General features: G+C 57.9%; 19 protein-coding genes. 9 read left to right on the forward strand and 10 right to left on the reverse strand.

The genetic code is table 11. From position 1 onward, the window contains the following. The first annotated feature begins 24 nt into the window (after positions 1–24). The 3 genes from ABTW00_RS17135 to ABTW00_RS17145 all read left to right on the forward strand — a co-directional run bounded on the left by ABTW00_RS17135 (position 25) and on the right by ABTW00_RS17145 (position 4,777). Positions 25–1,443, forward strand: a complete 1,419-nt coding sequence (locus tag ABTW00_RS17135) for an L-fucose/L-arabinose isomerase family protein (protein WP_064548139.1) — start codon at positions 25–27, stop codon at positions 1,441–1,443. Continuing rightward, a complete protein-coding gene (locus ABTW00_RS17140; RefSeq protein ID WP_077248539.1) occupies positions 1,394–2,962 on the forward strand; it encodes an FGGY family carbohydrate kinase in 1,569 nt (522 codons plus the stop codon). Before ABTW00_RS17135 ends, ABTW00_RS17140 begins: the two co-directional genes overlap by 50 nt. Positions 2,963–3,214: 252 nt before the next feature. Further along, a complete protein-coding gene (locus ABTW00_RS17145; RefSeq protein ID WP_065355476.1) occupies positions 3,215–4,777 on the forward strand; it encodes an AbgT family transporter in 1,563 nt (520 codons plus the stop codon). A 60-nt stretch (positions 4,778–4,837) separates the two neighbouring features. On the opposite strand, the gene ABTW00_RS17150 is transcribed toward ABTW00_RS17145, so the two are convergent. Further along, positions 4,838–6,154 carry an aspartate aminotransferase family protein gene (locus tag ABTW00_RS17150; RefSeq protein WP_416374526.1) on the reverse strand — a complete coding sequence of 439 codons (1,317 nt, stop codon included), beginning with the start codon at positions 6,152–6,154 and terminating at the stop codon, positions 4,838–4,840. A 179-nt stretch (positions 6,155–6,333) separates the two neighbouring features. Between ABTW00_RS17150 and ABTW00_RS17155 the strand changes: the two genes are divergently transcribed. Beyond that, a complete protein-coding gene (locus ABTW00_RS17155; protein ID WP_065355474.1) occupies positions 6,334–7,098 on the forward strand; it encodes an SDR family NAD(P)-dependent oxidoreductase in 765 nt (254 codons plus the stop codon). A gap of 141 nt (positions 7,099–7,239) precedes the next feature. Here the strand turns inward: ABTW00_RS17155 and ABTW00_RS17160 are convergent, their stop codons facing one another. The 4 genes from ABTW00_RS17160 to ABTW00_RS17175 form a co-directional block, all read right to left on the reverse strand. Further along, positions 7,240–8,001: an amino acid ABC transporter ATP-binding protein gene (locus tag ABTW00_RS17160; RefSeq protein ID WP_064548119.1), complete on the reverse strand. Its 762-nt coding sequence runs from the start codon at positions 7,999–8,001 to the stop codon at positions 7,240–7,242. Further along, complete coding sequence (locus ABTW00_RS17165; RefSeq protein WP_064548117.1) at positions 7,994–8,659, reverse strand: amino acid ABC transporter permease; 666 nt, start codon at positions 8,657–8,659, stop codon at positions 7,994–7,996. Before ABTW00_RS17165 ends, ABTW00_RS17160 begins: the two co-directional genes overlap by 8 nt. 14 nt (positions 8,660–8,673) lie before the next feature. Next, on the reverse strand, positions 8,674–9,315 hold the full coding sequence (locus ABTW00_RS17170; RefSeq protein WP_064548115.1) for an amino acid ABC transporter permease: 642 nt from the start codon (positions 9,313–9,315) through the stop codon (positions 8,674–8,676). Positions 9,316–9,378: 63 nt separating this feature from the next. Next, a complete protein-coding gene (locus ABTW00_RS17175) occupies positions 9,379–10,230 on the reverse strand; it encodes a transporter substrate-binding domain-containing protein (RefSeq protein WP_065356808.1) in 852 nt (283 codons plus the stop codon). Between the two features lie 221 nt (positions 10,231–10,451). On the opposite strand from ABTW00_RS17175, the gene ABTW00_RS17180 reads away from it, so the two are divergent. Beyond that, positions 10,452–11,915: a PLP-dependent aminotransferase family protein gene (locus ABTW00_RS17180; protein ID WP_433636463.1), complete on the forward strand. Its 1,464-nt coding sequence runs from the start codon at positions 10,452–10,454 to the stop codon at positions 11,913–11,915. Here ABTW00_RS17180 and ABTW00_RS17185 read toward each other — a convergent pair. The 3 genes from ABTW00_RS17185 to ABTW00_RS17195 all read right to left on the reverse strand — a co-directional run bounded on the left by ABTW00_RS17185 (position 11,912) and on the right by ABTW00_RS17195 (position 18,870). After that, positions 11,912–15,007 (reverse strand): efflux RND transporter permease subunit, encoded by a 3,096-nt coding sequence (locus ABTW00_RS17185; RefSeq protein WP_433636465.1) that lies wholly within the window; start codon positions 15,005–15,007, stop codon positions 11,912–11,914. The two genes, ABTW00_RS17180 and ABTW00_RS17185, sit on opposite strands and share 4 nt — an antisense overlap. Positions 15,008–15,017: 10 nt before the next feature. After that, positions 15,018–16,088 carry an efflux RND transporter periplasmic adaptor subunit gene (locus tag ABTW00_RS17190; RefSeq protein ID WP_433636467.1) on the reverse strand — a complete coding sequence of 357 codons (1,071 nt, stop codon included), beginning with the start codon at positions 16,086–16,088 and terminating at the stop codon, positions 15,018–15,020. A gap of 61 nt (positions 16,089–16,149) precedes the next feature. Then, positions 16,150–18,870: a cation-transporting P-type ATPase gene (locus ABTW00_RS17195; RefSeq protein WP_433636470.1), complete on the reverse strand. Its 2,721-nt coding sequence runs from the start codon at positions 18,868–18,870 to the stop codon at positions 16,150–16,152. A 504-nt stretch (positions 18,871–19,374) separates the two neighbouring features. Between ABTW00_RS17195 and ABTW00_RS17200 the strand changes: the two genes are divergently transcribed. Further along, positions 19,375–19,623, forward strand: a complete 249-nt coding sequence (locus tag ABTW00_RS17200) for a DUF1158 domain-containing protein (RefSeq protein ID WP_064548102.1) — start codon at positions 19,375–19,377, stop codon at positions 19,621–19,623. Positions 19,624–19,763: 140 nt separating this feature from the next. Here ABTW00_RS17200 and ABTW00_RS17205 read toward each other — a convergent pair whose 3' ends face one another. Beyond that, complete coding sequence (locus ABTW00_RS17205; protein ID WP_064548100.1) at positions 19,764–20,111, reverse strand: RamA family antibiotic efflux transcriptional regulator; 348 nt, start codon at positions 20,109–20,111, stop codon at positions 19,764–19,766. 33 nt (positions 20,112–20,144) lie between these two features. Then, the gene (locus ABTW00_RS17210; RefSeq protein WP_433636473.1) at positions 20,145–21,245 is read right to left on the reverse strand and encodes an MBL fold metallo-hydrolase; all 1,101 of its coding nucleotides are present in this window, start codon (positions 21,243–21,245) and stop codon (positions 20,145–20,147) included. A 189-nt stretch (positions 21,246–21,434) separates the two neighbouring features. Between ABTW00_RS17210 and ABTW00_RS17215 the strand changes: the two genes are divergently transcribed. From ABTW00_RS17215 to nfsB, 3 genes are all read left to right on the forward strand, one after another. Beyond that, positions 21,435–22,010: a TetR/AcrR family transcriptional regulator gene (locus tag ABTW00_RS17215; protein ID WP_064548095.1), complete on the forward strand. Its 576-nt coding sequence runs from the start codon at positions 21,435–21,437 to the stop codon at positions 22,008–22,010. Beyond that, entirely contained in the window at positions 22,010–22,378 is a 369-nt protein-coding gene (locus tag ABTW00_RS17220; RefSeq protein WP_064548094.1) for an MmcQ/YjbR family DNA-binding protein, read from the forward strand. The genes ABTW00_RS17215 and ABTW00_RS17220 overlap by 1 nt, the downstream gene beginning before the upstream one ends. A 122-nt stretch (positions 22,379–22,500) precedes the next feature. Next, complete coding sequence (nfsB, locus tag ABTW00_RS17225) at positions 22,501–23,154, forward strand: oxygen-insensitive NAD(P)H nitroreductase (RefSeq protein WP_065356814.1); 654 nt, start codon at positions 22,501–22,503, stop codon at positions 23,152–23,154. The last annotated feature ends 31 nt before the right edge of the window (positions 23,155–23,185 follow it).

Here is a 23,185-nt window from a genome sequence, read left to right on the forward strand (position 1 = left end):
GAATATCTTACTGGAGAATTAGCGATGTCCCGAATTCCACAAACGCTGACGATGGGCGTCATTATTGGCAACCGCGGATTTTTCCCAAGCTACCTGGTCGCCGAAGCCCGCGAGCAGGCCACCGCGCTGTTTGCTCGCCTGGGCATTAACACCATTATGCTGGATGACAGCCAGACCGAGCTGGGCGGCGTCGAAACGCGCCAGGATGCCAAGATTTGCGCCGACCTGTTCCGCGCCCACCGTGATGACATCCACGGTGTCGTGGTACTCCTGCCTAACTTTGGCGATGAAAAAGCGGTCGCCGAAACCCTGCGCCTCTCCGGCCTCAACGTGCCGGTACTGGTGCAGGCGGAAGAAGATAACCTCGATAAAATGGGGCTGGCGACGCGCCGCGACAGCTTCTGCGGCAAAATCTCCCTGTGCAACAACCTGCGCCAGTACGGCATTCCGTTTACCCTGACCACCCAGCACGTCTGTGCGCTGAGCGGCGACATTTTCGCCAAAGACCTACAGCGATTTGCGCAGGTCTGCCGCGTCGTTAGCAGCATGCGCGGCGTACGCGTTGGGGCGATCGGCGCGCGTCCGGCGGGCTTTAACACCGTGCGCTACAGCGAAAAGCTGCTGGAAAGGCTGGGTATTGCCGTCGAAACCCTCGATCTCTCCGAAGTCTTTACCCGCATTAAGCAGCTGCGCGATGACGATATCCGCGTTGATGAAAAACGCCGTCTGCTGCTCGACAACGCCGATGCCAGCCGCATCCCGGCTGATAAACTGGTGACCATGGCCAAGCTGTTTGTGGTCATCAGCGAATGGGTCATCGCCAACGATATCGATACCACGGCAATTCAGTGCTGGACCTCATTACAGGAAAACCTCGGCATTAACGTCTGCTCCATTATGAGCGTGATGTCTGGGCAACTGATGCCCAGCGCCTGCGAAGTGGATGTGATGGGCGCGCTTTCTATGTATGCGCTGGCTAGCAGCAATCTCAGCCCCGCCTCTATCGCCGACTGGAACAACAACTTCGGCGAAGATCGCGATAAATGCGTGCTGTTCCACTGCGGCAACTTTGCCTCCGCCAGCCTGGAGTCACCGCATATGGGCACCGCCGATATCATCGGCACCACCGTCGGTAAAGAGAACACCTGCGGCGCGGTGCACGGGCGCATGAAGAGCGGCGAGCTGACCTATTTCCGCTTAAGTACTGACGATCTGACCGGTGAAATCAAAGCCTACGTCGGCGAGGGCCGCTCGGTGGACGATCCGCTGGATACCGTCGGCTGCCGCGCGGTGATTCACGTTCCGCAGCTGGAAAACCTGCTGTCGTGGATCTGCCGCAACGGCTTTGAACATCACGTGGCGATGAACCACTCCGCCAGCGCGGCGGTGCTGCATGAAGCCTTCACGCGCTATCTTGGGGTTAACACCTACCTGCATCAGTGAGGCGACCGTGGCCAGTAAAGAGGTAATTATTGCCCTCGATGAAGGGACAACCAATGCCAAGGCCGTGGCGCTGGACGCCAGCGGCAAAGTGCTGGTATCCCGCTCCCGCGCGCTGAGCATCAACACGCCGCGCGAGGGTTGGGTAGAACAGCCGGCGGAACTGCTGGTAAGCGCATCGCTGGCGGTTATTGCAGAGGTTATCGAGACGGTAGGCGCGGACAACGTGGCGGCGCTGGCGATCAGCAACCAGCGCGAGACCGCGGTGGGCTGGTACCGCAATAACGGTCGGCCGTTGGGTGCCGCCATTACCTGGCAGTGTTCACGCACCGCCGGGTTCTGCCAGTCTCTCCGGCAACAGGGAAAAGAGGCGCAGATCAAAGCTGTAACCGGTCTCCCGATCGCGCCGCTTTTCTCTGCCTCCAAAATGCGCTGGCTGCTGGAGTCCGTGCCTAACGGCGTCGGGCTGGCAGAGAGCGGCGAGATCTGTCTGGGCACCGTCGATAGCTGGCTGCTGTGGAATCTGACCGGCGGCGACGCTTTTTGCTGTGACTATTCCAATGCCGCCCGCACCCAGCTCTTTAACCTGCATACCGCCAATTGGGACGACGAGATGCTGGCGTTATTTGGCATCCCGCGCCAGGCGTTGCCGGAAATTCGCCCTTCCAGCGGTCTGTTTGGCTACACCCATAAATGCGCAGGCATTCCCGACGGCATTCCGGTAATGGCAATGATCGGCGATTCTCACGCCGCCCTCTTTGCCCATGGATTAGGCAGCGCGGGCTGCGTGAAGGCCACCTACGGAACAGGCTCGTCGGTGATGGCGCCGGTAAATTCAGCGCAGTCTGGCGTGGATGCGCTCGCCACTACCGTTGCCTGGCATGACGGCGAACGGCTGGTATACGGGCTGGAAGGCAATATTCCGCACACCGGTGATGCGGTGGCGTGGATGGTGGAAAGCACCGGTTTAGATATGCTGCCGCCCTCTGAGCTGGCGCAACAGCTAAGCCAGCTACCCGCATCTGTAGATTCCACGCTGGGCGTCTATTTCGTGCCTGCGCTTACCGGGCTGGGCGCGCCATGGTGGGATGAAAATGCGCGCGGGATGATTCGCGGCCTGAGTCGAGGCGTGAAGCGCGCGCACCTGGTCAGAGCGGCGCTGGAGTCAATCACCTATCAGATTGCGGACGTGGTCATGACCATGCGCCAGCACGATGATTTTGCCTTAACGGCGCTAATGGTTGACGGCGGCCCAACCCGTAACGACTGGCTGATGCAGTACCAGGCCGACCTGCTCGGTTGCCCGGTCATGCGCAGCGATGTGACCGAGCTTTCCGCCATGGGGGCTGCCCTGCTGGCGCGTAAAGCGCAATGCAGCCTGCCTACCGCCGAACTGCGCCAGTTCTTGCCGGAGCATGTGAGCTTCCAGCCCGATATGGCGCGTCACGGCCGTTTGCAAAAACGTTGGCACGAGTGGCAGTCTGCGGTTGAACTGACCCGTTTACAGACCGCCCCCCTCTGACTCGACCGTCCAGGAGGTGAAGCATCCCCTTCACCTCCTTCTTCCTTCCACCAGTCATAAATATGACCGGAAATCGAAAATAACGAATCAACAACCAGATCTCCCCTTTCTATTAATATAAAAAATCAATAAATCCGTCACATATCAGTTTTAATCCCTACAAAAATATAGTTTCCTCGCGCAATTACCCCTATTATTTCTTTGATACATTTATATAAGCAATGAAACAATTGCTGGGAATTAAGGAATCCAATGAATACGCAAACACGGACACGGAAAGAAGTGAGCGAGAGCCGGCTGATGAGCGGCTTTCTCAATGCCATTGAAAAAGCAGGCAACCGTCTGCCAGAACCGGCGCTGATCTTTTTCTACTTTTTACTGGCGGTTATGGGCCTGTCGGCAGTGCTGTCGATGATGACGTTTGACGTCATCAACCCGATGACCCAGGAAGCCGTCAAGGTCAACAACCTGCTCTCCGCCGAGGCGCTGACCAACACGCTGGCCAATATGGTCACCACCTTCACCGGCTTCGCGCCGCTGGGGATTGTGCTGGTCGCCATGCTCGGCGTGGGCGTGGCGGAAAGCTCCGGCTTTATCAACGTGGCGCTGAAAAAGATGCTACGCGTGACGCCGAAAAAACTGCTGACGCCAATGCTGATTTTCGTCGCCATGTTCAGCCACGTGGCGGCGGATGCGGGCTATGTGCTGGTAATCCCGCTGGGGGCAATTATCTTTATGTCCGCCGGACGCCACCCGCTGGTGGGGATTGCCGCCGCGTTCTCCGGCGTTTCCGGCGGTTTCGCCGCCAACATGGTACCAACCGGTAACGACGCGCTGCTGCAAGGGTTTACTCAGGCCGCAGCCCAACTGCTCGACAGTACCTACACCGTCAATACCCTGTGTAACCTGATCTTTGGCATCGCCTCTTCTATCGTGATCACGCTGGTTGGCTGGTGGGTCACCGAGCGTATCGTCGAACCACGCGTTAGCAAAATGACCATCGACGGCGACTTTAAGCACGATGAAGATATGTCCAACGTTACGCCGCAGGAAAGCCGCGCCTTTAACCGCGCGTCGCTGGTGATGCTGCTGGGCCTTGCCGCACTGGCTGCCGCCGCCTGGCCGGAAGGCTCAATGCTGCGCGGGAGCGACGGCTCGCTGACCTCGTATAGCGCGCCGATTATGAAATCTATCGTGCCGCTGATTTTCCTGATCTTTATCCTGCCGGGCATCGTATACGGCTTTGCCTCCAGCACCTTTAAAACCGGCAAAGACGTCATTGGCGCGATGAATGACTCGATGAGCAAAATGGGCTCATACATGGTGATGGCCTTCTTCTGCGCCATGTTCATCAAAGCATTCAGCGACTCCAACATCGGCACGCTGGTGGCGCTGGTGGGCGCGGACGGCTTAAAAGCGCTGGCGCTGCCGGGGCAGGCAACCATCATCGGGATGATTGTTCTGACGGCGGTGGTTAACCTGTTGATTGGTTCAGCGTCGGCAAAATGGGCGCTGCTGTCGCCGATTATGGTCCCGATGCTGATGGCGGTAGGGATTTCGCCGGAGCTGACTCAGGCGGCGTTCCGTATCGGTGACTCCTGCACCAACATCATTACTCCGCTGATGGTCTTCTTCCCGCTGATTGTGATCTACTGCCAGCGCTACGTGAAAGGTGCAGGCGTAGGTACGCTGGTCTCGATGATGATGCCTTACTCCATCGCCTTCTTCATCGCCTGGAGCGCGCTGTTACTGCTGTGGTGGGGGCTTGGTCTGCCGTTGGGTATTGCAGCACCGTATACCTGGAGTCCGAGCTAAGGTTCAGCTTCAACGCAGTTCCCTCTCCCCAATGGGGGGAGGGAACCCACGCCACAAGATCTACACCGCTAAATGGGCAAAACGGCCCAGCACGTCCTGTAAAATCCCGAGTCCTTTCTTCACCTGTTCAGCGTTGATGGTACACGGCGGCACCACGTGAATACGGTTCTCCACCACAAAACTCAGCAGCCCCGCTTCGGTTAACGCGCCCTTAATCTCCGCCATATTCCCCGCCGCCAGCGGCGTTTTCTTCACGCGATCGCTGACCAGTTCCAGCGCCTGGAAGACACCACGACCGCGAACGTCACCCACCAGCGGCGAACGCTCCGCCAGTGCTTCCAGCCCCTGGCGCAGCACACCATTGCCGATCAGCGCCGCGTTTTCCACAATCCCTTCGTCTTTCATCGCGTCTAGCGTCGCAACGATCGCCGCCATCGCCAGCGGGTGGCCGGAGTAGGTCAAGCCACCGGCAAAGAAGCGATCGTCAAAGTAGTGGGCGATCCGATCGCTGATGATCACCCCGCCTGCTGGTACGTATCCGGCGTTCACCCCTTTGGCAAAAGTGATCAGATCCGGCACGATGCCATCCTGCTCGAAGGCAAACCAGCTGCCGGTGCGGCCAAATCCCGCCATCACTTCATCAAGAATCAGGATGATGTTGAACTCGTCCGCCAGCGCACGAACGCCTTTCATATAGCCTTCCGGCGGCACCAGAATGCCCGCCGTGCCCGGAATCGACTCCAGCAAAATGGCCGCGATAGAGGATGGGCCTTCGCACTCGATCATCCGCCGCAGATGGGCCAGCGCGCGGCGGCACTCTTCCTGCTCAGTGGTAGCGTTAAATTCGCTGCGGTACAGATACGGGTTAAAGAAGTGAACGTGGCCGCGCGAATATTCGTTCGGCACGCGACGCCAGTCGCCGGTAGCGGCAATCGCGCTGCCGGTATTGCCGTGATAGGAGCGGTAGGCTGACAGCACTTTGTCGCGCCCGGTGTACATGCGCGCCATGCGGATGGCGTTCTCGTTAGCGTCGGCCCCGGCGTTGGTAAAGAACACTTTGCTAAACCCTTCCGGCGCGAGGCCAATAATACGCTTTGCCGCCTCGCCGCGCGCCAGGTTGGCGGTTGCAGGCGCAATAGTCACCAGCGTCTCCAGTTGCTCCTTCATCGCCGCCAGCACGCGGGGGTGCTGATAGCCCAGGTTAACGTTTACCAGCTGGCTGCTGAAATCCAGATAGGTTTTGCCGTCGTAATCCCACAGCTCACAGCCTTTCGCCCCGGCAATCACCAGCGGGTTGAGGTTGCCCTGCATTGACCAGGAATGAAAAACATACTCTCTGTCCAGTTGGCGGACGGCCTGATTGTTTAACTCTGTCATCGTCGTTCCTCGCATAGCGTTGGCGTTGATTCATCATGTCGCCGACAGAAAAAAAAGTGATAGAGCCAGTGTAGACCGACGGCTGTGACAACGTGTCACATCGCCGCGCCGCGACTGTCCCTCGGCAGGGCGCGTAAGGGTTTTTATAGTGACCTGAACAACCTGCACAGGAGAGCACAATGCAACAACGTAACGTGGTGTTTATTACCGGGGCGACCTCCGGCTTTGGGCAAGCGGCAGCGCACGTGTTTGCGCGGGCGGGCTGGGCGCTGGTATTGAGCGGCCGCCGGCTGGCGCGGTTACAGGCGCTACAAAACGAACTGGCATCGCGGGTGCCGGTGCATGTTATCGAACTGGACGTGCGGGATAGCGCGGCGGTGGCGTCAGCCGTCGCCGCATTACCGCTCGAATTTGCCGACGTCACCACGCTCATCAACAATGCCGGTCTGGCGCTGTCGCCGCAGCCCGCGCAGAAGGTGGATCTCGTGGACTGGCACACCATGATAGATACCAATGTCACCGGGCTGGTCAACGTGACCCACGCGCTGCTGCCCACGCTGGTTCGCCACGGCGCAGGCGCAAGCATTATCAACATTGGTTCGATTGCCGGGCAGTGGCCGTATCCGGGCAGCCATGTGTATGGCGCCAGCAAGGCGTTTGTGAAGCAGTTCAGCTATAACCTGCGCTGTGACCTGTTAGGCACCGGCGTGCGCGTCACCGACCTGGCACCAGGTATTGCCGAGACGGAGTTTACGCTGGTGCGCACCAAAGGCGACCAGGCGGCATCCGACGCGCTGTATCGCGGTACCACGCCGCTGTCAGCGCTGGATATCGCTGAACAGATGTTTTATATCGCGACGCTGCCGGATCATATGAATATTAACCGCGTGGAGGTGATGCCGGTGCGTCAGGCCTGGCAGCCGTTCGCGATTGACCGGGATTAGCACGGTGCACGCTCCCCCTCACCCTAACCCTCTCCCCAATGGGGAGAGGGGACTGTGCGGTGCGGTTTATCGGTTAGTTACGGGTTTGCAAGGGCCTGGTGTTCTCCCTCTCCCTTACAGGGAGAGGGCCGGGGTGAGGGTTTAGCGGCTGCTTTGCAAAAACTGCCGCACACGCTCCGATTTTGGCTGAGTAAAGAAAACTTCCGGCGGCGCCTTCTCAATCAATATCCCCTTCTCCAGAAATACCACTTCATTCGATACCTGACGCGCAAACTCCATTTCATGCGTCACCACCACCATGGTGTAGCCTTCCGCCGCCAGCGACTTCATGACGCTGAGTACTTCGTTAACACGCTCCGGATCCAGCGCTGAAGTGGGTTCATCAAACAGCAGCACCTCCGGCGACATCGCCAGAGAACGGGCGATGGCCACACGCTGCTTTTGCCCACCGGAGAGCGTGATGGGGTAGGCATCCGCCTTATGCTCCATTCCCACCTTTTTAAGCTGCTGCTCGGCAATCGCGCGCGCTTCCTCGCGCCTCATCCCCTTCACGTGCAGCAGCGCCTCCATCACGTTTTGTTGCACGGTGAGATGCGGCCACAGGTTGAAGCTCTGGAAGACCATCCCGACCCGCTCGCGAATCTTCGACAGATCGCGGTGCGACATCGCTTTCCCGGTCTGGTCGTTCACGCCGATGCGCTGGCCACCGATATGAATTTCACCGCGGTCCGGCTGTTCCAGCCAGTTCATGCAGCGCAGTAGCGTGGATTTACCCGAACCGGACGAACCGAGAATACTGACTACCGTCCCCTTTTCCACCGTCAGATTGATGTCGCGCAGCACCTCCACGTTATCAAACTGCTTGGAGACATTTTTGACGCTGACCGCCGTGGTATCAGACATGGCTCATTCCTCTTTTTGCGCTATAAACAGTCAACCGTTTCACCAGCAGTTCCAGCACGATACTGATGGCCCAATACAGCGCAATGGCCACAATAAAGGCATTAAACGGAATAAAATAGGTCGCCTGCACGCTATTCGCGGCAGCGGTAATCTCCTGAACGGTAATAATGCTGAGAAACGCGGTATCTTTCAGACAAATAATGAGCTGGTTACCCAGAAGCGGCAGTGCGGAAGAGAAAATATTGGGCATCACAATACGGCGAAAGATGGTGTAGCGAGAGAAACCTTGCACCACTGCGGCTTCAATATAGCCATGGGAAAATACCCGTCTCTGGCTACGCAGAATCTCAAAGAAATAAGCGCCGTGATAGATAATCAATGCCACCAACCCTGCCGTCCAGGCGTCAAGACTCAACCCCAGCTCCGGTAATCCGTAGTACAGCAAATAGGCCAGAATCAGGAATGGAATCGCCCTCATCAGGTTTACAAAGCCCATAATAACGTTGTTCAGTACCCGCTTCTGGTATTCCGTGACGTAGCACAGGACGGTACCAATCAATAATCCGCAGACGGCGGCGATAATAAACAGCTGCAGTGTTGCCAGTAGCCCGGTAATAAACTTGTCGTGCTCGGCCCAGATAATTGCCCATTGATTCATCAGTCCTCCCGGGCTTAGCGCGCCAGTCGTTTTGCTTTACGTTCCGCCAGGCTCTGGAGCTTCAGCAGCAGGCCAATAATCACCACATACAGCAGCCCGGCGGCCAGAATGGGGGAAAGCGGTTCATAGGTAACGGAGGCGATACGGTTAGTGACGCGGGTGAGATCGACTACGCCAATCACCGCGATCGCCGGGCTGCCTTTGATTAAAAAAGACATTTCGTTGACCAGCGCAGGCAGGCTCTCCAGCCACATCTGCGGCAGCATGATGTAGCGAAAATAGGCCCAGCGGCGCATGCCAACCGACTCCGCCGCTTCCCGCTGTTCGCGCGGGAAGGTGCGAAAAGCGTTGCGCCAGATTTCCGCGTTAAACGCCGAGGTGTTCAGCGTCAGCGCGACGATGGCGGCAACCGTTTTATCAAGGTTAATCCCAACGGTGGGCAGTGATAAAAACAGAAACAGCACCAGCGTCACCAGCGGCGTCGCCCGCGCCAGGCTGATGTAGATGACCAGTATCTGGTCAATGACCGGGATTTTCATCATGCGCACAAAGGCAATCACCAGCCCAATCGCCACGCCAAAGGCGATGGCGATGGCGGAAATCCAGAGGGTCGTCCATGCGCCTTCAATCAATAACTGCCATGCTATTGCATCCATGGTGCCCTCCTGAAGTGAATCGGGTGTTGCTCCCGGCATCGCGCGGCTTAGCCGGGTGGCGATTTACTGTCCGGCAAGTTTGTGGAACTGAGCGGCGCTGGTAATCGGTTCGGTCGGCAAATCATCGTAGGTTTCGCCAAACCATTTTTTCTGCAGTTCGGCCAGCTTGCCGGTCTCACGCATATGGTTGATAAATTTGGTCATATAGGCCAAAAGCTCCGGCGAGTTTTTCGGGATGGGCCACGCCATATACCCCGGGCCGGAGACCGCCAGTCCCTTGGCAAACACTTTCGGTTTGGCTTTGACCAGGTCATTGACCGAAATCACCACGTTAATCACGTAATCAAGGCGCTTATTGGCTAAATCGGCGTAGGCTTCCGGGTAAGAGGGATATTCCACCACCGGCCCCAGCTTGCCGCCGCTTTTCTCAATCATCGCCTTCAATTCCGGTAAACGCGCTAATAACGCGCTGCCTGCCTGGAGGCCTACTTTTTTACCGCTCAGATCGGCAATGGTATTTAATGAGTTATCACCTGCGCGTTTAACAAAATAGTGTTGAGCGGAGGCCCATGGCGGCGTGAAATTAAACACGTTAAGGCGTTCGTCGGTCACCACCGCGCCGGTTAAGGCCATATCGTATTGCCCGGTAGAAACCGCCGCTAATAAACCGGTCCACGGCAAAATACTTTGCGTAACATTAAATTTGGCGTATTCGCGCAGTGCCGCCAGCATATCTTTATTAAACCCATCGGCGTTGCCGTTATTCATAAAGTTAAACGGTGCGTAGTCATCCTCGGTCGCCACTTTTAACGTGCCGGATTTTTCAATTTCCGGTAAATCGGCGGCGGCCACCTGCAAAGAAAAGGTCATCGCCATAATGGCGGCCAGATAATACGAACCCATCGTTTTTTTCATCGATTGACCCCTACTCAAATATGCCAGATGCGTTTATTCCGGCGTTGCAAGATGTGTGCCGACAGCGGCATTTTCAGACGCTGGCTGACGACGTTTTTACTGTAAAGAGACTTTTTGCATTCTGAATAGAGCCAGTTTTCGCATGCGCTTGTGGCAGACGATTTCAGGCTGGTACAGAAATTGCTGCGCTGGTGGAAAGCGGACAATCGGGGGAGTAGCGCATGATTCGGCACTTATTGCATGTGGATTTTGAGGCGCATCGCGGGTTGCAGGAACAGGTTCGCGAGTCGCTGGTTAACGCCATTCTCGGCGGCATTTTTGCCGCCGACACGCCCCTGCCCTCGTGTCGGCAGCTGGCCCAACAGCTACAGGTTTCCCGTAATACCACCGCGCTGGTGTTCGAAAGTCTGGTCAACGAAGGCTACCTGATAAGCCGCCCGCGCAGCGGTTATTACCTGCATCCGGACTACCATACGCCGCGCCTTTCCGCACCGACGCCTGCACTCAGCGCCGCCGGCAATGCACCATCATGGGGCAAACGGCTGAATATCACCCCCAGCCAGCAGGAGTCGATCCTCAAACCCGCCGGCTGGATGCACTACCGCTACCCCTTTATCTACGGCCAGCCGGACACCCGCCAGTTTCCGCTCGCCAGCTGGCGTTCAGCGGCCAACTGGCTGCACGGCGGCATGCGCGACCCGGCGTGGGTCGTGGACCATATCGACCAGGACGTACCGATGCTGATTGAGCAAATTCGCACCCGCGTGCTGCCCAAGCGCGGCATCGTCGCCGCGCCGGATGAAATACTGATCACCCTCGGCTCACAGAACGCGCTATACCTGCTCACCCGGCTGCTGATGTCGCGCCAGACTCGCGTCGGCGTCGAGAATCCCGGTTTTCGCGAAGCGATTAACACCTTTTTACTCGGCGAAAGCCAGATTGTCCCGCACGCCGTCGATGCCGAAGGTATCGTGCTGACCGACACGCCGTGCGACTACTACTACGTCACGCCGGGACATCAGGTGCCAACCGGCGTCACCATGAGCAAGGCGCGGCGCAGCCAACTACTGGCGCACGCGACGCAGCACGACGCGGTGATTATTGAAGATGATTATGATTCAGAGAGTAACTTCCAGGCCAACCCGCTGCCGGCGCTGAAGGCCAGCGATCGCAGCGGGCGAGTCATTTACGTCAGCAGCCTGTCGAAGGCGCTGTCGCCGGGGCTGCGATTAGGTTTTATGGTCGCCGATCCGGATCTGATTGATGAGGCCCGCGCCTTGCGCCGGCTGGTGTATCGCCATCCGCCCACCAACATTCAGTATCAGATGGCGCATTTTCTTGCCCAGGGTCATTACGAAACCCACCTGCGGCGCTACCGCGATGACTCCGCGCGGCGTTGGGACATGCTCAATACGGCGCTATCAACCCTGCTTCCGGAATGCCGGCCGCTGCCCGGCAGTGAACATGCCAACGCCTTCTGGCTGCGCACGCCCGGCAATATCAGCACCCAGCAGTTGACCTGGCGTGCCGCGCATACTGGCGTATTGATTGAACCCGGTGCGCGCCATTTTCTCGACGCCGCGCCGCCGGATAACTTCTTCCGCATGGGATTTCACGCCATCAACCCCGACGCCATTGCGCCGGGGGTGGATGTGCTGCGCAGCCAACTGGCGCAGATGGGCTAGTCCGCCCGGCGATACGCCCACTCGCGCAAGCGCTGGAACAGCACGTACAGCGATGGGATAAACAGAATGCCGATAACCGTCGCCACCAGCATGCCGCTGAACACCGTGGTGCCGATGATCCGTCGGCTCTGCGCCCCTGCACCGGTGGAAAACATCATCGGCATGATGCCGATAATAAACGACACCGCCGTCATCATTACCGCGCGGAAGCGGCGGGTTGCCCCCTCGCGGGCCGCCTCGACGATAGACAAGCCGGACTGCCGCCGCTCGCGGGCAAATTCGACGATAAGAATCGCGTTCTTCGCCGCGAGGGCTATCAATAGTACGAGGCCAATCTGCACGTAAACATCGTTGGCGTAACCAGCAGCCCAGAGCCACAGCAGGGCGCCGCCGATGGCAAACAGTACCGACAGCATCACGCTCGCCGGTAGCGTCCAGCTCTCGTACTGCGCCACAAGGAACAGCCACGCCATCGCCACCGCTGCCAGCACAATCCAGATGGCCTGGTTTCCGGTCTGCTGCTCCTGCCACGACAACCCGCTCCAGGCGTAGTCATATCCCTCCGGCAGATGCATCGCCAGCAGCGTTTCCATTTCGCTCATCGCCGTGCGGCTGCTGACGCCTTCCGCCGCCGAACCGCTCACCGATACCGATGGGAACTGGTTAAACTGCTGGATAAACGGCGCCCCCACGGTCGGCGTGATGGTCACGAGGTTACTCAGGCGCACCCGCTCGCCGTGGTTGCTGCGGACAAACAGCTCGCTAATTTGCTCGGCGCGCTCACGCCACTGCATCTCGTTTTGCAGCACCACGTGGTAAACGCGGTTGTTAATGCTGAAATCTCCGGCTCGCGTGCCGCCGAACGCGGTTTGCAGAGTGTTAAAAATACGCGAGACCGGCACATCAAGACGCGCGGCCTGGTCACGGTCAACGGTTAACGTCAGCTGCGGGACGTTGCTACTCCAGGTGGTGAATACGCGACTCAGCTGCGGATGCTGATTCGCCTTCATCAGGATCTGACGCGTCACCTGCTCCAGCTCGGCGGGCGTTTGCCCGCCCTGAGCCAGAATACGCAGGTCGAAGCCCGCGGCGCTGCCGAGGCCCGGCAGCGTAGGCGGCGCAAACAGCATAATATTGGCTTCCGGCAGCGTATGAAGCTGGCGCTGAAGTTCGCCCATTACCGTATCCAGCGGTGCGCGCTGCGACCAGTCTTTGAGCATCAGCGAGATAAACCCGCCGTTCGAGGCGCTGGTGCCGCTGAGAATGCTAAAGCCGGAAACCTGAATCACATCCTCTACCGCCGGATGCGCCCCCAGCAACGCACGAGCCTGCGCCATCACCGTTTCAGTTCGCTCCAACGAGGCCGACTCCGGTAACTGCACGTTGGCAAACACGTAGCCCTGATCTTCCTGCGGCAGGAAGCCCTTTGGCATGGTCGAGAAACTAAACGCCACCAGCAGCGCCGCGGTTAACGTGGCCCCCACCGCCACCAGCGGACGGCGGTTCATCCATGCTACCAGGCGACCGTAGCCATCGCGGGTGGTGTTCAGCCCCAGGTTAAACCACTGGAATAAGCGGACGGGCTGCTTCAGACGCGGGCGCAGCAATAGCGCGCACAGCGCGGGCGTCAAGGTGAGCGCAACAATGCTCGACAAGGTAACCGCCGTGGAGAGCGTGACCGCAAACTGACGATACAATTCACCGACAATTCCCGGCAGCATCGCCACCGGGACAAATACGGCCAGCAGCACCAGCGTGGTGGCGATGACCGGCCCGGCAATCTGTCGCAGCGCCAGCGCGGTCGCCTCTTTACGCCCCAGCCCTTCGGCCATATGCCCTTCCACGCTTTCCACCACGACGATGGCATCATCAACCACCATGGTCAGCGCCAGAATAATGGCAAACAGGCTCAGGGTGTTGGCGCTGTAGCCTAGCAGGTAAAGCACCGCGAAGGTGCCAATCAGCGAAACGGGGATCGCCAGCGCGACAATGAGCGTCGCACGCAGGCTTTGCAGAAACAGCGAAACCACCGCGACGACCGCCAGCAGCGTCAGCGCCAGCGACGTACCAATCTCTTTGATGGTCGCGGCGACAAACCGGGTGGTATCAAACTTCACCTCCCATTTCAGGTCCGCCGGGAAGCGGTTTTGCAGACGCGTTAATTCGCTACGCACCACGTTTGCCACCTGTAATGCATTGGCGGTTGGCGTCGGGTAAATCCCCATATAGGCCGAGTCCACGCCGTTAAGCTGTGCGCTGGAGCTGTAGCTACGGGCGCCAAGCTCAATGTTGGCGACGTCCGCAAGGCGCACCAGTTGCCCCTGCTCGCCGCTGCGCACCACAATGTTGCGGAACTCATCGGCATCGCTCAGTCGACCCAGACCGTTGATGGTCAGCGTTTGCTGCTGGCCGTTAAACACCGGCGGAGTACCAATCTGCCCGGCCGCCCCCTGCACGTGCTGCTCGTTCAGCGCCTGAGCGATATCTTCGCTGGTGATGTTCAGCGCGTTCATGCGATCCGGCCGCAGCCAGATTCGCATGCTGTAGTCGCGCGCGCCGAACATCTGTACCTGGCCGACGCCGGGCAGACGCGCCAGCGCTTCACGCACCTGGGTGCTGGCGTAGTTGCTGATTTGCAGCGGCGACAGGGTCGCCTCCGGCGAATAGAGGCTCACCCCCATCAGCAGGTTACTGGCGCGCTTGCGCACCTGTACACCATTCTGCTGCGCTTCCGTCGGCAGCTGCGCCACCGCCTGTGCAACGCGGTTTTGTACATCAATGGCCGCCATATCGGGGTCGGTGCCCGCGGCAAAGGTCAGGTTCAGGCTATAGCCGCCGTCATCAGCGCTGGTCGACTCCATATAGAGCATATGATCAACGCCGTTGAGCTGTGTCTCCAGCGGCGCGGCGATGGCCTCCGCTACATCCTGCGCACTGGCGCCAGGCCAGCTGGCGCTGACGTTCACCACGGGCGGCGTGATTTGCGGGTACTGCTCCACCGGAATGAGCTTCAGCGCGACCGCACCCACAAAGACCATCAGCAGTGCAATCACCATCGCGAAACGCGGGCGACGGATAAAAAACGTCAGCATCCTGTTCTCCTTAATTCAACGGCTGTACGGCCGCGCCGTCCGTCAGACGCTGCGCGCCATCGGTGACCACGCGCTCGCCGGGGTTAAGCCCCTTCGCCACGGCGAAGGACTGCCCCTGCTGGCCGCCCAACTCCAGACGGCGCTGCCCGGCAGTATTCTCTGCCGTCAGCACCCAGCTGAAATAGCCGTTGGCATCCTGCTGTACCGCCGCCGCAGGGATCATCACGCTCTCGTTCTGCGTCTGCGGTCGCAGGGTCACGGTGACGTTGCCGCCGGGCAGCAACCGATGTTGCGGGTTGGCAAATTCGGCGCGTACCGCCACGCTGGCGGTGCGGGCGTCAATACGGTTATCCACCGAAGTCAGCACGCCATCCTCGCGTTTGTCGTCGAGGGTAATCTGCGCTAGCCACGCGGCCTTCAACGCGCGGATATCCGCATGCTGCCCGGCTTTGCTGTAAAACGCCGCTTCGTCGAGCGCAAAACTGACCCGGATAGGATCGAGCTGAGCAATATCCACCAGCACGCCGCTGGCGGCGTTCACCAGCGTGCCAACGTGAAAAGCGCTGTGGCCGACGCGGCCGCTGATTGGCGAAGTAATGCGGGTGTAATCGAGCGTAATTTGCTGCGCCGTCACTCGCGCCTTCGCCTGTTCTACGGCAGCGGCGGCGACGTCACGCTGCATCTGCGCGGTGTCGACATCGTTACGGCTGATGGAGTGGTTGGTTTTGAGGCTCTGATAGCGTGTCAAAAGCTGCTGCGCCTGACGCAACGAGGCCTGCGCGCTTTTCAGCTCCGCCTGCGCCAGCGCCAGCGCGGCGCGCGGCTGGGCGTCATCAAGCGTGAACAGCAGGTCGCCTTGCTTAACGTCCTGTCCGTCCTGGAAGTGGCGCTGTAAGATGGTGCCTTCGGTACGGGCGCGAATTTCAACGGCGTGAATAGCCTCAACGCGGCCCGGCAGCTGGCGCTCAACCGCATGCGGCGCGCGTTCAACGGTGGCAACACGTACCGGCACCGAAGCAAACGCCAGCGTGCAGCTGGCCAGCCCGCAGGCCAACAAGGCGAGGCGGAAAGTGTTTTTCATGTCGGGGATCCTTGCGTGGCAAGCGCCCCTCTCCGGCCGGAGAGGGGCTAAGTCATCACGACTACGTGGTCTTGCGGAAACGGCGGGTCAGACGCTTTTCACCTTCCACCACCAGGAACATCGCGGCGCCAATGGCCAGGGTGATGCCCCAGTAGCGCAGCGGCAGCGCTTCGGTGCCGAACAGCTTCTGCATCAGCGGCAGGTAGATAATCGCCAGCTGTAGCAGAAGCAACACGCCGGTCACCAGCCAGATGCCTTTGTTCTTCAGCAGCCCGCGGTTCAGGGAGAAACCATTGCTGCGGCAGTTAATCATGTAGACCCACTGCGCGGTCACCAGCATCTGCAGCAGCACGGTGCGGATAAACTCTGCGCTGTGGCCTCGCGGCGCCAGCCATGCCTCAAGAATGAAGGCGGCGATGGCAATCATCAAGCCGACGAAGGCGACGCGCCAAACGGCAAACGCGTCCATCACATGCTGACCGGTTTTACGCGGCGGGCGGTTCATCACGTTACGCTCGGCGGCTTCAAACGCGAGGCCGAAGGAGAGCGTGGCGGAAGTCGCCATGTTCATCCACAAAATCAGCACCGGCGTCAGCGGAATCATATTCCCCGCCAGCAGCGCGATAATAATCAGCAGCCCCTGCGCCAGGTTGGTTGGCATGATGAACAGAATCGTTTTCTTCAGGTTGTCGTAAACGCGACGCCCCTCTTTGACCGAACTGGCGATGGTGGCAAAGTTGTCATCGGTCAGCACCATGTCGGCGGCTTCTTTGGTCACTTCGGTCCCTTTGATACCCATGGCGATACCAACATCCGCCTGACGCAGCGCCGGAGCGTCGTTGACGCCGTCGCCGGTCATCCCGACAATCTCACCGCTTTCCTGCAACGCTTTAACCAGACGCAGCTTATGCTCCGGGCTGGTGCGGGCGAAAATGTCGTATTCGACCGCTGCTTTCGCCAGTTCGGCGTCATCCATATGCTCCAGCTGGTAGCCGGTCATCGCTTCGCTGCTGTTGCGGATCCCCAGCATCTGGCCAATGCTCATGGCCGTTTGTGGGTGATCGCCGGTGATCATCTTCACGCGGATCCCCGCGTTCTGGCAGGTGTGGATCGCATCGACCGCCTCCGGGCGCGGCGGGTCCATCATCCCGGCAATACCGAGGAATACCAGGCCGTTCTGCAGGTCGCTGTGGTCGAGCGTTTTCTGCCCAACGTTAGCGGGCTTGGTTGCCGCCGCCACCATACGCAGACCCTGGCTGGCAAAACGCGCCATTTCTGCTTCCCAGTAGCTACGCTCGAACGGCTCCACGCCGCGCGCGGTCTGCTGCTGCTGACACAGGGCAAAGAGGACGTCCGGTGCACCGGTTACCATTACAATCTCTTCGTCCGCCAGCTGGAAGTGGGTCGCCATGTACTTGTACTGCGAGTCAAACGGGATCTTGGCGATCAGCTGCGTGCGCACCGGCTCCAGGCTGACTTTCGCCGCCAGCACCTTCAGCGCGCCTTCGGTCGGACCGCCGGTAATGCCCCAGTGGCCCAGCGCGTCTTTCACCAGCTGGCTATCGTTACACAGATCGATAGTTCGCAGGTACTTTTCCAGCACGGTGCGCGGCTGCACTTTCACCGGCTCGTTGCTGCCTTCAAGGTAGATATTACCGTGAGGCTCGTAGCTGTCGCCGTCGACGCGGTAGCAGCTGTCGGCGGTAATCACCGCCTTCACGGTCATTTCATTCATGGTCAGGGTGCCGGTTTTATCCGAGCAGACCACGGTCATTGCTCCCAGCGTTTCCACGGTAGGCAGCTTGCGGATAATCGCCCGCTTGCGCGCCATCGCCTGGACGCCCAGAGACAAAATAATCGAGATAATCGCCGGCAGGCCTTCCGGAACGGCGGCGACCGCGAGGCTAATCAACGACAGCAGCAGCTCGCCCAGCGGAATATCGCGCAGCAGCATGCTAAAGACAAACAGCGCGACCATCATGGCCAGGATGATGGCGAAAATGGCTTTGCCCAGCTTGTCCATCTGCACCAGCAGCGGCGTGCGGTGTTTTTCAATCCCCGCCATCATCTGGTTGATGTGGCCGAGTTCGGTCTCCTGACCGGTGCCCACCACCACGCCAGTCCCGCCCCCCGCGCTCACGGTGGTGCCGGAGAACACCATGTTGGTACGGTCGCCCAGCGGCAATTCGCCGTGCAGCACGTCGGTGTGCTTATCCACCACGGTAGACTCGCCGGTCAGGATGGCCTCTTCGACGCGCAGGTTATGCGCTTCAATCAGACGCATGTCCGCCGGAATACGGTCGCCCGCGCGCAGCACCACGATATCGCCCGGCACCAGTTCGATGGTGGCGACCGTTTTATGGCTACCGTCGCGAATGACCTGCGCGTCGCTGGAGAGCATATTGCGAATGCTTTTCAGCGACTTTTCTGCATTACTTTCCTGAATGTGACCAATCAGAGCATTGATCACCGTGACGCCGAGAATAACAAAAGTATCGACCCAGTGGCCCATCACGGCAGTCAGCGCCGCCGCAGCCAGCAGGACGTAGATCAGGACATCGTTAAAGTGGGCGAGGAAGCGTAGCCACGCAGGCTTGCCTTTTTTCTCCGGCAGCGCATTCGGGCCATAGGTGTTCAGGCGCTCTGCCGCATCCGCCACGCTCAGACCTTCAGACTGACTGTTGAGCTGGGACAACACGCGCTCGGTAGACTGCTGGTAGGCGTGCTCTTGCGGGTCGTAACCCGCGTGCGGCACATTTTTAGGGTTCATCATTTTCGACACGATAAATTTTCCTTTTAAATTCCTGCAAACGGAAAGCCTGAAATCATTTCTGGCCAAGGCGACATCGTTGGATATTTTCTTAAGGCGAAGGAATATTATTTAACTCACAATATTTTCGCTTTTTAAATTTCAAAACGACATTCAGTTGATTTACTGATGTTAATATTACAAAATATTCCTAAACCCCATCTAAACGAGGTCATTATGTTCGGAATCTACAGAGGACGCCGTCTGGCGCTATACATCGCACTGGCTATCGTGATTGCGACGCTGGTGGGATACAGTACCTATACTTTTGTAAAAATATTATCGTGAGCATGACGTTAATTTACGATTACATCATTTAATTTAAACCAAATCGTTATTTAACGCCTTTTTCTGCGAATATATTCGTAGGCTTCATTATTTATTTCAAATATTCAAAAAGGGTTTATTAACATAGAAACATTGCGTTCCTGTAAAAATTACCGGAAAATAATATTTTTAACCAAAGATTAACACTGCATGAAGCATCCTCTTGAATCCCTGATGACCGCCGCGGGTATTTTGCTCATGGCGTTCCTTTCCTGCCTGCTGCTTCCAGCACCGTCGCTGGGTTTAACGCTGGCGCAAAAGCTGGTGGATACCTTCCACTTTATGGACCTGAACCAGTTTTACACCGTGCTGTTCTGCGTGTGGTTCCTTGCCCTGGGGACGATTGAGTATCTGGTGCTTCGCTTCGTGTGGCGACGCTGGTTTTCGCTGGCGGATTGATCTTAAGCCCGCGCTTCTGTGGGCCGGATAAACAAAGCGCCATCAGGCAGATGAGCGTACGGTGCCGGATGCGGCTAACGCCTTATCCGGCCTACTTGTGGTAGCCCCGAGGGCGGCTTTACGCCTTCCTCGGAGCAATATCAATGCGTCCGTGGGCGATGATGGACTTTGCGATAGGCACCCGGCGACTGGTTAAACGTGCGGGTGAAAATACGGGTAAAGGTCTGCTGGGAATCAAACCCGTACTTCAGGCAGATGTCATAGACCTTTTGATCGGTCGTACACAATTCATCCGCCGCCAGATTCAGCTTACGTTGGCGGATGTAGCGCCCAAGGCTCTCCCCTTTATGCTGTAAAAACAGACGCTGCAGATGCCATTTTGAATACCCCGCCCGGCGGGCTATCTCATCGATGCGCAATGGCTGATGCAGATTTTCGTCAATCCATTCGACCAGTGTGTCAATCACCTGAGTGGCTAATTCAGTCATACACCCCTCCCCTCGTTTTATGACAGCCGGTGTTTATTCCCACCAGGCACGAAATGTTTGTGTTGGATTCGCCAGCCAAACCGGCTCGCCCTGCATCGGCGTTAACAACCGATACGCTTTATCTTTGCTGGCCTGCGCCAGCCGCTTGTACGGATCATCCCAGGTATGCTTCGCCAGCACGAAACGTCCGGCGTGCCCTGGCAGCACCCGCTGTGCATTCAGGTCCACCGCGGCCTGGGCGGTCTGTTCCGGCATCATGTGGATATAGCGCCAATCCTGGTCGTACTGACCATCTTCCAGAATGGCGACGTCCACCTTGCCGAACTGTTCACCAATCGCCTTGAAGTGCGGGCCGTAGCCGCTGTCGCCGCTGTAATAGATCTTTTGCTCCGGCGTCACGAACATAAAGCTGGCCCACAAGGTCTGGTTTCGCTTAAGACCGCGGCCAGAGAAGTGGCGCGCGGGCAGCACGTGGACGGTCAGCGCATCGCTGATGGCAACGCTCTGCTGCCAGTCGGCCTCGGTAATCACCTCACTCGCCATGCCCCAATACCGCAGATGTGACCCCACGCCTAACGGCATCACGGCACGCTTAACCTTCGGCATGAGCGCCTTAATCGTGGCGTAGTCCAGATGGTCGTAGTGGTCGTGAGAAATAATCAGCAGATCGATCTCCGGCATCGTCTCGGCACGCCACGGATAGTGGCCGTCAAACGCTTTATTCAGAAACGAAAACGGCGCGGCGTAGCTGCTGAATACCGGATCAATCAGAATTCGTTTGCCCGCGAGCTGCAGATACCAGGATGAATGCCCCAGCCAGATCATCGTCTCCTGCTCGCTCGGCAGGCTGGCGAGATCGGTCGGTACCAGCGGCAACGGCTGCTCAGGGCGCGCGTTCTCCCGCTTCGCGGTTAAAAACTCCCACCACGCCATCAGCATGTTCTTGTCGCCGGTAAACCCCGGCGTCGGCAAGGTGTTGTGAAACGCCCCGTCGCGGTAGTTTGGCGAGCGCTCAATCAGACTCTTTTCCGCCCCTTGCGGCGGCTGGCCGAAACCGGCATTCAGAACAAAAGGCAAGCTTGCTGCACTGGCGATAAGCATGATGGCAACCACACTGATGATGAACGGTTTCATTTCCTGACCCGTGATCGGCCTCATCCAGGAAGCCACACAAAAAAAGTTGATTATGAGTGAGTAGGCACTCATTATAGAAAGGCGGGGAAAAAATCGTCAAGCAATTTTCAAATTTTGACAATCGGCGTTGAAGTCCCTGGGTTCGACATGTTTCAATCACCTTTTTAACCGTCAGAGAGGTAAAGTGTAGTGGCTCGTCCGAAGAGTGAAGATAAAAAACAAGCGTTACTGGAAGCGGCCACCTGCGCCATTGCCCAATCCGGCATTGGCGCATCAACAGCGTTGATTGCGCGCAGCGCGGGCGTAGCGGAAGGTACCCTGTTTCGTTATTTCGCCACCAAAGACGATCTGCTTAATGCGCTTTATCTGCACCTGAAAACGGACTTATGCCAGACCATGCTGGCATGCCTGACCGACACAGAATCACCAAAAGCCTTCACCCACAGCATCTGGAACAGCTACATCGACTGGGGCATTCTCCACCCTATTGGGCATCAAGCCATTCGGCGCATGGCCGTCAGTGGAAAAATCACCAACGAAACGATACTGCAGGCCAGAGCGCTATTTCCGGAGCTCAATAAACTCTGCCAGCGTTCCATGCGCCCGGTATTTATGTCTGATGATTTCCGTGCCTTTGGCGATGCGCTGTTCCTGTCGCTGGCGGAGACCACCATTGAGTTCGCCAGCCGCGAACCCGAACGTGCAGATAAACTTAAGGCGCTCGGCTTTGAAGCCATGTGGCGAGCGCTGTCAGAGGATGAATAATGGACGGTAAAACGCTGCATGAAAAAGCGCAGGAATTTGCGCTAACGCTCCCCTTTTCTGAACCGGCCTGGCCTTTTGGCCCCGAGTACGATGTGTTCACGGTTGAGGGAAAAATCTTTATGATCAAGATGTCGCTGCGCGGCGAGCACATCGTCAATCTGAAGGTTGACCCGGAGCAATCGCTGCTGCACCAGGCCATCTACCCGCACATTAAGCCGGGCTACCACATGAACAAAAAACACTGGATTTCGGTCTACCCTGGCGATGAAATCACGGTTGATCTGCTCAACAGCCTGATTGAAGACTCGTGGAATCTGGTGGTGAACAAGCTGCCAAAACGCGTTCAACAGCGCGTGCGTCCCGTTTGATTTTGCGTTAAATGCGATAAGTGTTATCGCATTTTCCACCCTTCTCATTTGTTAAATCGCACGGTACCCTGCTGTGATACAACGCACCGATTTGCGGTGCCTTTTATCATTCAGGAGTATGTATGGACATTGTTTCCGTTGCTAAAGCGCGCTATTCCACCAAAGCCTTTGATGCCAGCAAAAAGCTGACCGCCGAGCAGGCTGCCAATCTGAAAACCCTGCTGCGCTATAGCCCATCCAGCACCAACTCTCAGCCGTGGCACTTTATCGTCGCCAGCACCGACGAAGGAAAAGCGCGCGTCGCGAAATCCGCCGCTGGCGGCTACGTGTTCAACGAACGCAAAATGCTGGATGCTTCCCACGTCGTAGTGTTCTGCGCAAAAACCGCAATTGATGATGCCTGGCTGGAAAAAGTGGTCGATCAAGAAGACGCCGATGGCCGTTTCGCCACGCCGGAAGCCAAAGCCGCTAACCACAAAGGCCGCACCTTCTTCGCCGACCTGCACCGTAAAGAGCGTCACGATGACGCGCAGTGGGCAGCGAACCAAACCTATCTGAACGTCGGCAACTTCCTGCTGGCCATGGGCGCCATGGGTCTGGACGCGGTACCGATTGAAGGCTTCGACGCCGGGATTCTGGATGCCGAATTTGGCCTGAAAGAGAAAGGCTACACCAGCCTGGTCGTGGTGCCGGTTGGCCACCACAGCGTGGAAGACTTCAACAAAGCGCTGCCAAAATCTCGTCTGCCGGAAGACGTGGTGATTACTGAGATCTGATTGAGCTTCTGTGCTTTCCCGGCGGCGCTTC

The sequence above is a fragment of the Kluyvera georgiana genome (assembly GCF_050990895.1).
GTDB lineage: Bacteria > Pseudomonadota > Gammaproteobacteria > Enterobacterales > Enterobacteriaceae > Kluyvera > Kluyvera georgiana.